This is a genomic window from Streptomyces sp. NPDC031210 (assembly GCF_055570395.1).
This window is the reverse complement of sequence record NZ_JBVIHH010000007.1, coordinates 42,337-55,001: the sequence shown is the minus strand read 5'-3', so window position 1 is coordinate 55,001 and position 12,665 is coordinate 42,337. Positions and strand designations below refer to the sequence as shown.

At 73.7% G+C, this 12,665-nt stretch carries 6 protein-coding genes; 3 read left to right on the top strand and 3 right to left on the bottom strand.

Going from position 1 to position 12,665, the window contains the following annotated elements; translation table 11 throughout:
• Nucleotides 1-108: 108 nt before the first annotated feature.
• Both ACZ45Z_RS14850 and ACZ45Z_RS14845 read right to left on the bottom strand, forming a co-directional pair.
• A complete protein-coding gene (locus tag ACZ45Z_RS14850; protein WP_468361788.1) occupies nucleotides 109-2,130 on the bottom strand; it encodes an N-acetylmuramoyl-L-alanine amidase in 2,022 nt (673 codons plus the stop codon).
• 348 nt (nucleotides 2,131-2,478) lie between these two features.
• Complete coding sequence (locus tag ACZ45Z_RS14845; protein ID WP_468361785.1) at nucleotides 2,479-3,609, bottom strand: aminoglycoside phosphotransferase family protein; 1,131 nt, start codon at nucleotides 3,607-3,609, stop codon at nucleotides 2,479-2,481.
• Nucleotides 3,610-3,895: 286 nt separating this feature from the next.
• Between ACZ45Z_RS14845 and ACZ45Z_RS14840 the strand changes: the two genes are divergently transcribed.
• Nucleotides 3,896-5,428 carry a DNA-binding protein NsdB gene (locus tag ACZ45Z_RS14840; protein WP_468361782.1) on the top strand — a complete coding sequence of 511 codons (1,533 nt, stop codon included), beginning with the start codon at nucleotides 3,896-3,898 and terminating at the stop codon, nucleotides 5,426-5,428.
• 256 nt (nucleotides 5,429-5,684) lie between these two features.
• Here ACZ45Z_RS14840 and ACZ45Z_RS14835 read toward each other — a convergent pair whose 3' ends face one another.
• Nucleotides 5,685-7,157, bottom strand: coding sequence for a PP2C family protein-serine/threonine phosphatase (locus ACZ45Z_RS14835; protein WP_468361779.1), 1,473 nt, complete (start codon nucleotides 7,155-7,157; stop codon nucleotides 5,685-5,687).
• A 316-nt stretch (nucleotides 7,158-7,473) separates the two neighbouring features.
• Here ACZ45Z_RS14835 and ACZ45Z_RS14830 point away from each other — a divergent pair, with 316 nt between their 5' ends.
• Together ACZ45Z_RS14830 and ACZ45Z_RS14825 are read left to right on the top strand one after the other, a co-directional pair.
• Nucleotides 7,474-8,898 (top strand): HEAT repeat domain-containing protein, encoded by a 1,425-nt coding sequence (locus ACZ45Z_RS14830; protein ID WP_468361776.1) that lies wholly within the window; start codon nucleotides 7,474-7,476, stop codon nucleotides 8,896-8,898.
• A 137-nt stretch (nucleotides 8,899-9,035) separates the two neighbouring features.
• Entirely contained in the window at nucleotides 9,036-12,665 is a 3,630-nt protein-coding gene (locus ACZ45Z_RS14825; protein ID WP_468361773.1) for a hydantoinase B/oxoprolinase family protein, read from the top strand.

Here is a 12,665-nt window from a genome sequence, read left to right as displayed (position 1 = left end):
CGGCCCGGTGGACACCCTCGCGCCCGGTGAACGGCACTCGCCGTTCACCGGGCGCGTGGTTTTCACCCGGCCGGCCGTACGCCCGGCGGCCCCGGCCCGGCCGTACGGCTACGAATCCGAGGGCCGCACCTCGACGTCGGCGGCCCGGACGTAGCCGACCCGGTGCCCGAGCTGGATCTCGTAGTAGACGTCCTCGCCGCGCACGATCACCTGCTTGCTGACGTCGTACTCCGGCGCGTAGAAGTAGGCGCTCCGCACCCGCTCGCCGACCGCGTACCGCTGGCCGGCGGCCAGTTTGTAGGGCAGCGGGGAGACCGCCTGGACCGGCACCCCGGCCGGATAGGCGCTCTTCTCCGGGTACGCCCGGCCGTAGACCGGGATCTCCTTCGCGTCCGCCTTCGGCGTGGCCACCAGGCCGCGCGCGTGTACCGCCGTCGGCCGCCCGGGCGGGTTGTGGAACCAGGCTTTCTGGCCCAGGTACCAGATCGCCGTCCAGTCGCCGGAGCGGTCCGCCACCGCGAACCGCTGGCCCGTCGTGGCGCGGGCGCCGGTGTCGTTGACGCCGGTCGTGGAGTCCGCGCCGTCCGGGCGCAACCCGATGTCCTTCACCAGCGGCGCGCTCTCCTGCGGCGCGGTGTGCAGCCGGACCGCGGTCGAGCCGTGCGCGGCGCACGGCCGGCCGGCCTTCTCGCAGTCGGTGTAGAGCGGCTGGTTGCGGTCGTAGTCGGGCCGGATGGTCACCATCCCGCCGTGCGGGCCGGCGGTGGGCCGGAACGGCTTGCCCAGCAGCGTGAAGTAGTGCGCCCAGTCCCAGTAGGGGCCCGGGTCGGTGTGCATGCCCTTGATCGTGGCGGTCGTCGTACCCGGCACGTTGTCGTGCCCCAGGATGTGCTGCCGGTCCAGCGGCACGTCGTACTTACGGCTCAGATACCGCACCAAACGGGCCGACGTACGGTACATCGCCTCGGTGTACCAGGCGTCCGGGGCGGCGAGGAAACCTTCATGCTCGATGCCGACGGAGTGCGAGTTGAGGTACCAGTTGCCCCCGTGCCAGGCGACGTCCTTGGTCGGCACGTGCTGGGCGATCAGACCGTCCGAGGAGCGGATCGTGTAATGCCAGGACACATAGGCCGGGTCCTTGATCAGCCTGAGCGTGGTCTCCCAGGAGCCCTCGGTGTCGTGGATGACGATCGCGTCCACGCGCTGGTCGCGGGGCCGGTCCGCCTTGTCGTGATTGCCGTAGTCGTCGTCGCCGAACTCCTCGTACGGCGCCGGCACCGACTCGCACGCCACGCTCGCCGGGCACTCCGGCGACCGGCCCGCGTCCTGCGCCGGTGCCCGCAGCGCGTCCGCGCCCGAGGGTGTGGCGATACGTTTCCTCTGGGCCGGATCGGCGGCCAACGAGGGCGACGGGGCCAGGGTGACCCGCTGCCCCGCGTCGGTGGTCCGGCTCTGGCCGCGGCGCATCATGGCGTACACCTCGTCGGCGAACGCCTTGCCGGCCCGCGCGTCGTCCTGGCCGCCGTAGCGCGCCACCGCCGCGTACCACCGGGCGGGATCCGAGCCGCCGGCCGCCCCCAGCTTGCGCTGCTCCGCGGCGAGCAGCGCCGCGCCACCGAGCACGTTCGCGACGGGGTCGGTGCGCAGTTGCTCCGCCGGCAGCCCGGTGAGCCGCGCGGCCGCCACCAACGTCCGCAGCCGGGCAGGGAGTTCGGCGGGCAGCGGCGCCCGCCGCACCGCGCGCGCGGACGCCGTCCTACGGGCGCGCGCGCCGTCGCCGCGGGCGTCCTCGTCGTCGCTGAACTCCGGGACCCGCGCGAGCGCCGCCCGGGCGTCGGTCAGATGCATCGGGCCGTAGCCGCCCGAGACGCTGGGCGCGCCGCTGTGGCTGTCCCAGCGGGACTCCAGATACGAGACGGCCAGCAGCACGGCGCGGGGCACCTGGAACCGGGCGGCCGCCTCGGTGAAAGCCTGCTGCAACGCGTCCCGGCCGGGCTCGCGGGCGCCCGCGGACGGTGCTGCCGAGATCAGCGGCAGCAGCAGCGCCGCCGCGGCGGCGACGGCGGTGGCGGACCTGCGCAGGGCGGGGCGGGGCGTTCTCTTCCGGTCAGGTGCGGCGGATCCTCGCAAAACGGCCTCCTCTAGCCGGCCCGGGACGGGACGGTGTGACGGTGGGTGCGCAGACGGCCGTGCGGGGCGGGACCCGGCACAAGACCCCGCGAGCCCGGCCTGATCCGAAAGGCACGTCTTAGGGGTATCGGTTTGCCGACGATCCGTCAATCATCCCGCCGACACGGGATTTCGCATGTCAGGACGGGCCCGCGGGAGCTTTCCCGCCACGGCTTCCGGGCCTGCGCGGCGTCAGTGGAATGGACCAATGCGCGGCCCGCAACCGGCACCGTGACCTGGGCGCCGGCCGCGAATGGGTGAGCGGCGCGCCCGCATTCGGGCGCGCCGCTCAACGTTTCCCCCAGACGGTCAGCGCGTGCCGACCGCCGCCCGCACCGCACGCCGCGCCATCTGGCAGTCGTCGTGCAGCCGGCGCAGGAGCAGCCGCTGCTCCTCGCCCGCCGCGGGCGCCCCGGGCTGTCCCGGCCCCGGGGTCCCGGTCGGCGCGGGCTCGCGCATGGTGCGCTGGACCGCGGTCTCGTAACTCCTGATCTCACGCGTCAGCACCAGCATCAGATTCACCAGGAAGGCGTCCCGCGACGCCGGTCCGGCGGCCTGGGCGAGCTGGCTGATCTGGCGGCGGGCCACCGGCGCGTCGCCCAGCACCGACCAGAGCGTCGCCAGGTCGTAGCCCGGCAGGTACCAGCCCGCGTTGTCCCAGTCCAGCAGCACGGGGCCGGCCGGGGACAGCAGGACGTTGTTCAGCAGGGCGTCGCCGTGGCAGAACTGGCCCTGGGTGTGCGACAGGCCGTGCAGCAGCTTCTGCAGATCCCCCAGGTCACGGTCGGTCAGCAGCCCCAGGTCGTGATACCGGCCGATCCGGCCCGCGTAGTCCAGCGGGGCGTCGAACAGCCCGGCCGGCGGGCGCCAGAGATTGATCCGGCAGATCGCGCCGAGCGCGGCGCGTACGTCTGCGCGGGGAGGCGCCTCGGCCGGATGCCGCGACGTCGCCGCGACCCGGCCCGGCATGCGCTCGACGACCAGCGTGCAGTTGTCGGGATCGGCCGCCACCAGCCGCGGCACCCGTACCGGCGGACGATGCCGGACGAACGCGCGGTAAGCAGCTATTTCCTGCCGGAACCGCTCCGACCACGCGGGGGAGTGGTCCAGTAAACACTTGGCGACCGCGGTCATACGGCCGGTCGTGCCCACCAGGAGGACCGATTTGCCGCTGCGGCGCAGCACCTGGACCGGGTTGAACTCCGGACAGATGCGGTGCACAGAGGCGACGGCGGCGCGAAGTTGGGCGCCCTGGGGGCCGGACAAGTCGAGTCTCCCGCTGAGCGGTTGGGTGCCCGTCCCCTGTGTCCGCCGGTTACGGCCGCCGAGGCCGGTGACCACCCCCCCGGAAGGGGAGGGGTCGAGATACGGCCCGCTGCCGGAAGGGTGCGGGCGGTACGGCCGGGCGGGGGCGGTCACGGCGGACGATGCTGCATACATGGGTGAGACAGATCCCTTCGTGCGCCGACGAGTTGCGTGCGCTCCCCGGCCCGGTGGTGAGAACCCGGTGAACGGGCCTCGTGCAGCAGGCCGATCCAGGGTCCCTGTGAAGGGCGCGCACCCTGGGGAATGCGGTCCCGCCACCGGGCCGGGGGCTGCACACCTACAGAACACGCGGGCGCGGGTGGCAGACCATCTGGCGGACCCTGGCGAACCCTGGCGAATGGTCGCAGCCCATGTCACCGGCGGTTACTGTCAACTCAGTCGAGGAACCTGGGGGCTTGACGTGGACAGGGAGCCGAACACCCGTCTCGCGGACCTTTTCGGCCTGGCGGGCTGGTCCAAGGGAGAACTGGCGAGACTGGTCAACCGGCAGGCGGCGGCCATGGGCCATCCGCAGTTGGCGACCGACACCTCGCGAGTGCGGCGCTGGATCGATATGGGGGAGACCCCCCGGGATCCGGTGCCGAAAGTCCTGGCGTCCCTCTTCACCGAGCGACTCGGCCGTGTCGTAACCATCGAGGACCTCGGGTTCGCAAGAACCGGTCGCTCGGGGAAACGGCAGGCCATGGACGGTCTGCCGTGGGCACCCGAGCGGACCGCCGCGGTCCTCACGGAATTCACGGGAATGGACCTCATGCTCAACCGACGCGGCTTGGTGGGTGCGGGCGCGGCGCTCGCCGCGGGCTCCGCACTCACCGGCGCCATGCACGACTGGCTGCACACCGAACCGGCCCTGGCGGCCGACGCCCCACGCCACGACGATCCGTTCACCGCCGACCCCTTCGACGAATTCGACCAGATCGGCCTCGACCGCTACGAAGCGGCCCCCGTGGGGTCGCAGGAGATCGACGCGCTGGAGCACTCGGTGGAGGTGTTCCGCGCCTGGGACGCGGCGCGCGGCGGCGGACTGCAGCGCAAGGCCGTGGTCGGCCAGCTCAACGAGGTCGGCGGCATGCTCGCCTACCGTCACCCCGACCACCTCCAGCGCCGGCTGTGGGGGGTCGCCGCCAATCTGGCGGTGCTGGCCGGCTGGATGTCCCACGACGTGGGCCTGGAGCCCACCGCCCAGAAGTACTTCGTCATCGCGGCCCACGCCGCGCGCGAGGGCGGCGACCGGCCGCGCGCCGGGGAGGCCCTGTCCCGCGCCGCGCGTCAGATGGTCCACCTCGGCCGTCCGGACGACGCGCTGGACCTGATGCAGTTGGCCAAGTCCGGTTCCGGCGAGGAGACCCTGCCGCGTACCCGCGCGATGCTGCACACCATCGAGGCATGGGCCCAGGCTTCCAAGGGCCAGGGGCAGGCGATGCGCCGGACCCTGGGCGAGGCCGAGGAGCTGTTCGTCTCGGACAAGGGCGATGTGCCACCGCCGAGCTGGATGCAGATGTTCGACGAGGCCGATCTGCACGGCATGCAGGCGCTGGCCTTCCGGACGCTGGCCGACCACGACCCCTCGGCCGCCCGGCTGGCCCAGAACCACGCCCGGCAGGCGCTCCGCCTGCGCGCGCAGGGGCACCAGCGGTCGCAGATCTTCGACTACATCTCGATGGCCTCCGCCTGCTTCATCGGCGACGACCCCGAACAGGCCGACCGCTACGCCCGGTTGGCCCTGGTCTCCATCGGTGAGAACTCCTCCCACCGCACCTGGGACCGGTTGCGGGAGATGTTCCGGCTCACCGGGCAGTACGCCAACTACGCCAAGATCCAGGACCTGCGCGAGGAGATCCAGCAGGTCCTGCCGAAGGCGCGGAGCAAGCCCAAGGGCAGGAGCGCCGTGCTGGCCCCGGGGTCGGATCTGGGAAGGAAGTTCTCGGTCTGACCGCGTGCCTGACACCGTGTCCGACGACTCCGGCGCCAACCGCACCGGCGGACCGCCGGCGCCGACCGCCGCCCTCTGACGACGACCCGTTACCCCTCATCGGATCCGCTGCCGTCGGCGCGGCCGGCTGAGAACCGGACGAGGTCCGTTCGTTCTCACCCGCCGCGCCGACCCCTCTTCTCTTCACGTCGCGCCCTCACCCGGCGCTGTCCTCACCGCACCACCGCATCCGGCGCTGTCCTCACCGCGCCGCGCCTCAGTCGCCGACCCTGGCGACCAGCACGCACGCGTCGTCCTCGCGCTCGCTGCTGCCGAACTCCTCGACGATGACGCGCACGCTGTCCTGCGCACTGCGGGCCGCGGCGAACCTCGGTGCCAGCGCGAGCAGCCGCTCGGCACCCTCACGATCGGCGTCCGCACTGTGCCGGCGGCGCGGTACGAGCCCGTCGGTGCGCAGCACCAGCAGATCGCCCGGCTGGAGCTGCTCGGTGCGCTGGGCGTACGTCGCGCCCGTGGTCGCTCCGAGCAGCATGCCCTCGGGCGGGTCCAGCGCGCGCCCCGTGCCGCCGCGGAAGAGCAGGGGCGCGGGGTGACCGGCCCGGGCCCACTCCAATACGCGGGTCGCCGGGTCGAAGCGGGCGCACACCGCACTGCCCAGGGCGGGTTGGGCGGTGGTGTCCAGCAGGTGGTTGAGGCATCCCAGCAGCGGGCCCGGCTGCTGGCCCGTGACGGCCATCCCGCGCAGCGCGCCGAGCACCATCGCCATGCCGGAGGTGGCGGTGACGCCGTGGCCGGTGAGCTCGCCGACGCTCAACAGCGTCTTGCCGTCGGGGAGTTGGAGTGCGTCGTACCAGTCGCCGCCGATCAGCGCGCGGGTGCCGGCCGGGAGGTAGCGGCCGGCGAGATCGAGGGCGAGCGGGCCGCTGTCCGGGGAGCACAGGGTCTCGCCCCAGGGTGGCAGCACCGACTCCTGGAGCTCGACCGCGAGCCGGTGTTCGGTCTGCGCGATCTGCCGCTCGCGGCGCAGCGAGTCGCGGGTCTCGCGCACCGCCCGCTGGCTGCGCCGCAGCTCGCTGACGTCCCGCAGCACGGCCCACATGCAGGCGGTGCCGCCGTCGGCGTCGAGGACCGGTTCGCCGGTCATGTGCACCGTGCGGACCGTGGCGTCGGGACGCACGATGCGGAATTCGCCGTCGATCGGCCGGCCGTCGACCAGGCAGTCGGTGACCATCGTGGCCAGCCCCTCCTGGTCCTCGGCGAAGACCAGGGACGGCAGCTCGTCGAGCGTCAGCGGACCGTCGGACGGTGGCCTGCCGAAGATCGCGAACAGCTCGTCGGACCAGGTCACCTCGTCGGTCAGCAGATTCCACTCGGCGCTGCCCACCCGGCGCAGCAGCGCGCCGCGCTCATGCGGCTCGGGCTCGGGCTCGGGCGGTGCCAGGGGGAGCCCGGCATATGCCGCGTCGTCCTCCTCGCCATCCGCCGGCAGGCCCTCTCTGAGCTGGTCGAGGTGGCCGCCGAGGTCGTCGAGGTGGTGCACGGCGAGATCGCACAGCGCCCGCTGCCAGCGCAGCCGCGGGTCGGTGGCGACGTCGGTGTCCACGGAGGACTCCCGGCGCACCGCGTCGAGGCCACCGCGCAGACGGCGGGCCTGCGTGATCAGGGCCTCGACCGTGTCGCGCTCGGGAGGCCGGTCGGCTGGATGGTCCGCGAAGAGAGGGGACGGCATGACGTACTCCGTGATGAGGCGGCGCCAGGTCTGACAAAGGACCGGTAACGACTGTTGCACAGGCTGCGACGGTCCGTAAGGGATTTGGCATTACCCGATACGGTGGTGCATCTGGCATATGCCCCCGGCCTCCCTGCGAGGACCCGGGGCCGAATCGGCGGAATGACGGCTTCCAGGCTAGGCTGCGCCCGCCGTACAGCAGTCATGCCTGCCGATCCATGGTGGGAACGACGCATACGGCCCGCGGTCACCGGCAAGAATGCCGGTCGGCGGAAATCCCGTTGCCAGCCAGTCCCCCGCACCGGATGCTGACCTCATGTTCGATCCAGACATAGCGCCCAGTGGCACCCTCCTCGGCCTCCTTCAGCGAGGCCGCGGCGACGGGACCCTGCATGCCCTCGCGGCGCCGCGGGCCGAGGCGCTCGCGGCACTCAACGACAGCGTGCTGCGTGACCCCCGCCGCGACTGGCAGGTGGAGAACCGCTCGCTCTACTACGCGCGCCTCTACATGCAGCTCGACGGCGGGCTCGAAGAGATCGAACGCCACCTCTTCCACGCCGACGACCGCGTCGACACCGCGGAGGAGCGCACCGGCCTCGCCCTCTCCGTCCTGGGCCACCTCGCCTCCTACGGCCGCGACGCCGCCCGCCTCCTGCTGCGCAGCTACGCCGCGGCCGGCAGCAACTGGCGGTGGGCCCTGGACGAGCTCGCGCTGCGTGACGACGACGCGGGCCTGATGACGCTCGCTCCCGCTGTGCTCGCCCGGTTCCCCCGGACGGAGGAGGGCGAGGCGGAACTGGCCGCCGCCGTCCGGGACGCCTTCGAGCCCCGGCCCTGGCGGCTGTGGGCCGAGGACCCCCGCTACCACGCCCGCCTGACCGCCGCCGGCGAACAGGGCTCCTTCGACCGCTGGCAGCGCCAGCTACGCCCCCGCGGCCCGCGCCCCGGCTGGAGCGTCACCGAGGTCCTGCGCTGGGCCCAGCAGGGGCTCGACCAGCATCCCGAGGAGCAGCGGCACCTCGCCGCCGCCCGCTGCCTGGCCGCCGTGGCGGGCCCCGAGGACCGCCCCGAGCTGCTGCGCGCCGCCCGCGGCGGACCGGACGCGGCCCGCGCCGCCGCCCTGCACCACCTCGCCGAACGCGGCGATCCCGACGTCCTCGACCTGATCGAGGCGGCGGCCGCCGACCCCCTCTCCGCCGAGCCGCTGGCCGCCGCCGCGCTCGCCTCCTTCGCACGGATGCGCAGCGTCGCCGCCGTAGGCCGGGCCCGCCTGTGGGCCCGGCGCCCGGACCGTCTGGGCGCCTCGGCCGCCGCCGTGCTCGCCCGCCGCGGCGCGCGGCGGGACGCCGGGCTGGTGCTCGCCGCGCTGCGCCGGACCGTACGGGAAGAAGGCCCGGACGCGGCCGGCCTGTGGGAGCTGGTCGACGGCGTCGGCCGCCTCGGCGTCGCCTGCGCGGCCCCCGTGCTGCGCCACATCTACCGTGAGACCTCCTCCTCCCACCTCCGCGGCCGGGCCGCCGCCGCGCTGGCCGCCACCGACCCCGGATTCGCGGCCGGCTTCGCCGTCGAGTGCCTGTGGGACTGCGAGGAGACCACCCGCGAGCTGGCCGCGCGCCATGCCGCGACCGGTGATGACCGGGTCGTGGAGCAGTTGCGCCGCCTCGCCGCCGATCCGGCCGAGGAGGCCGAGGTGCAGACGGCCGTCCGCGCCAGATTCGGACCGGACGCCACGGCCGTGTGAGGACCCGCGGCCCCTCGGGCGCACCGAGCCCCCGGACCGCACCGGCCCCGCCCCGCCCGTAGGCCACCCGGCCCCGCACGCCGCACCCGGCCCCGCGCCGCCCTGTCGGGTGAGCGGGCCGCTGCGACAATGGGCGGATGACAGGACGCTGGGAGTTCTGGATCGACCGCGGTGGGACGTTCACGGACATCGTGGGCAGGCGGCCGGACGGGCGGCTGGTGACCGGCAAGCTGCTCTCGCACCACCCCGAGCGCTACCGGGACGCCGCGGTGGCCGGCATCCGGATGATGCTGGGACTGCGCCCCGACGAGCCGGTGCCCGCCGACCGCGTCGCCGTCGTCAAGATGGGGACGACCGTCGCCACGAACGCGCTGCTGGAGCGCACCGGCGAGCCGACCGTGCTGCTGATCACCGAAGGGTTCCGGGACGCGCTGCGGATCGCCTACCAGAACCGGCCGCGCATCTTCGACCGCCGGATCACCCTGCCGCGGGCGCTGTACGACCGGGTGATCGAGGTGCCCGAGCGAGTGGGCGCGCACGGCGAGCCGGTCCGGCCGCTGGATTCCGGCCGGGTCGGCCGGGCGCTGGCCGAGGCCCGCGCGGACGGGCTGCGCAGCGCGGCCGTCGTCCTGCTGCACGGCTACCGCTATGCCGACCACGAGAAGGCCGTCGCCGAGCTGGCCAGGCGGGCCGGTTTCACCCAGGTGAGCTGCTCGCACGAGGTCAGCCCGCTGATGAAGCTGGTGCCCCGCGGCGACACCACGGTCGTGGACGCCTACCTCTCCCCGATCCTGGGCCGCTACGTCGACGAGATCGCCGCGCAACTGCCCGGCATCCGCCTGATGTTCATGCAGTCCAACGGCGGACTGCGCCAGGCCGCGCACTTCCGCGGCAAGGACGCGGTGCTGTCCGGCCCGGCCGGCGGGGTCGTCGGCATGGTCCGCGCGGCCGTCGACGCGGGCCCCGGCCACGACCGGGTGATCGGCTTCGACATGGGCGGTACCTCCACCGATGTCTCGCACTACGCGGGCGAGTTCGAGCGGGTCTTCGGCAGCGAGGTCGCCGGTGTGCGGATGCGCGCCCCGATGATGAACATCCACACCGTCGCGGCCGGCGGCGGCTCCGTGCTCCACTTCGACGGGCGCCGCTACCGGGTCGGTCCCGACTCGGCCGGTGCGGTGCCCGGCCCGGCCTGCTACCGCCGGGGCGGCCCGCTGACCGTCACGGACGCCAACGTGATGCTCGGACGCGTCCAACCGGAGCATTTCCCGGCGGTGTTCGGGCCGGCGGGCGACCAGCCGCTGGACGCCGGCGTCGTACGCGAGCGGTTCGCGGAGCTGGCCGGGCGGGCCGCCGAGGCCACCGGCGACGACCGGGGCCCGGAGGAGGTCGCCGCCGGCTTCCTGGACATCGCCGTCCTCAACATGGCCAACGCCGTCAAGAAGATCTCCGTCCAGCGGGGCCACGACATCACCCGCTACACGCTCACCAGCTTCGGCGGCGCCGGCGGCCAGCACGCCTGTGCGGTCGCCGACGCGCTGGGCATCGACACCGTCCTCGTCCCGCCGCTCGCCGGGGTCCTGTCCGCGTACGGCATCGGTGTCGCCGACGCCACCGCCATGCGCGAACAGGCCGTCGAGGCGCGGTTCGCCGACGCCGGGGCGATGGCCCGCGTCCAGGAGGTGTGCGACACGCTCGCCGGGCAGACCCGGCGTGAACTCCTCGCCGACGGTGTCGCCGAGGACAGCATCGCGACCCGGTCGCGGGTACTGGTCCGCTACGACGGCACGGACTCCACCATCGGCGTGCCGCTGGCCGATCCCGAAGCGATGGCCGCGGAGTTCGTCCGCGCCCACCGCGCCCGCTACGCCTTCACCATGGACAAGCCGCTGGTGGCCGAGGCGGTGTCGGTCGAGGCCCGCGGCGCGGCCGGCGGCGCCACCGGCCACGAGGTGCCCCCGGCGAGCCGGGAAGGGGAGCTGACGCCCGCGGCGACGGTCCGGATGTACGCGGGGGGCCGCTGGCGGGACACCGACCTCTACCGGCGCGCCGACCTGCGCCCCGGCAACACCCTCACCGGACCGGCCATCCTCGCCGAGGAGGACGCGACCACGGTCCTCGACCCGGGCTGGCAGGCGCGCGCCGGCGACCGCGGACACCTGCTGCTGACCCGGGCACGGCCGCGCCCGGCCCGGGTCGCGGTCGGCACCGAGGCCGACCCGGTGATGCTGGAGGTCTTCAACAGCCTCTTCATGGCCATCGCCGAGCAGATGGGCGTCCGCCTGGAGAACACCGCCCACTCCGTCAACATCAAGGAGCGCCTGGACTTCTCCTGCGCGCTGTTCGACGCCGACGGCAACCTCATCGCCAACGCCCCGCACATCCCCGTCCATCTGGGGTCGATGGGGGAGTCCATCAAAGAGGTGCTCCGGCGGCGCGGCGGACAGATGCGGCCGGGCGACGTGTACGCCATCAACGACCCGTACCACGGGGGCACGCACCTGCCCGACGTCACCGTCGTCACCCCCGTCTTCGACACGGCCGACCCCGACGCGGGCCCCTCCGAGAGCCCGGGACCGCTCTTCCTGGTCGCCTCGCGCGGCCACCACGCGGAGATCGGCGGGATCACCCCCGGCTCGATGCCGGCCTTCAGCCGCACCATCCAGGAAGAGGGCATCCTCTTCGACAACTGGCTGCTGGTGCGCGACGGCGAGCTGCGCGAGCGCGAGACCCGGCGACTGCTCACCTCCGGCCCGTACCCCTCGCGGGCGCCGGACGCCAACCTCGCCGACCTGCGCGCCCAGATCGCCGCCAACGAGAAGGGCATCGCGGAACTGCGGCGGATGACCGGGCAGTTCGGCACGGACGTCGTCCGCGCCTATATGCGGCACGTCCAGGACAACGCCGAGGAGTCGGTGCGGCGGATCATCGCGCGGCTGTCGGGCGGCTGCTGCCGCTACGAGACCGACAGCGGGGCCGAGATCCGGGTGGCGCTGACCGTCGACCGGGCGGCGCGCGCCGCGGTGATCGACTTCGCGGGTACCTCACCGCAGCAGCCGGGCAACGCCAACGCCCCCACCTCGGTGGTGATGGCGGCGGTCCTCTACGTCTTCCGCACCCTGGTCGCGGAGGACATCCCCCTCAACAGCGGCTGCCTCACCCCGCTCACGGTCCGCGTCCCGCGCGGTTCGATGCTCGCTCCCGTCTTCCCCGCGGCCACGGTCGCCGGCAACGTCGAGACCTCCCAGGCGGTCACCGGAGCGCTGTACGCGGCACTGGGCGTCCAGGCAGAGGGCTCGGGCACCATGAACAACGTCACCTTCGGCAACGACCGGGTGCAGTACTACGAGACCGTGGCCAGCGGCTCGGGCGCGGGCGACGACTTCGACGGCGCGGACGCCGTGCAGACCCATATGACCAACTCCCGGCTGACCGACCCCGAGGTCCTGGAGTGGCGCTACCCCGTGCGCGTCGACAGCTTCGCCATCCGGGCGGGGAGCGGCGGCACCGGACGCCGGCGCGGCGGCTGCGGCGCCGAACGCCGTCTGCGCTTCCTGGAGCCGATGACCGTCGCGCTGCTGAGCAACCACCGCCGCGTCCCGCCCTACGGCATGGCGGGCGGCGGTCCCGGCGCTCTGGGCGAGAACGTCCTGGAACGGGCGGACGGTTCGCGGCGGCGGCTGGCGGGCTGCGACGTGGCGGAGGCCGGCGTGGACGACGTGCTGGTGGTCCGCACCCCGGGCGGCGGCGGGTACGGCAGAGCGTGA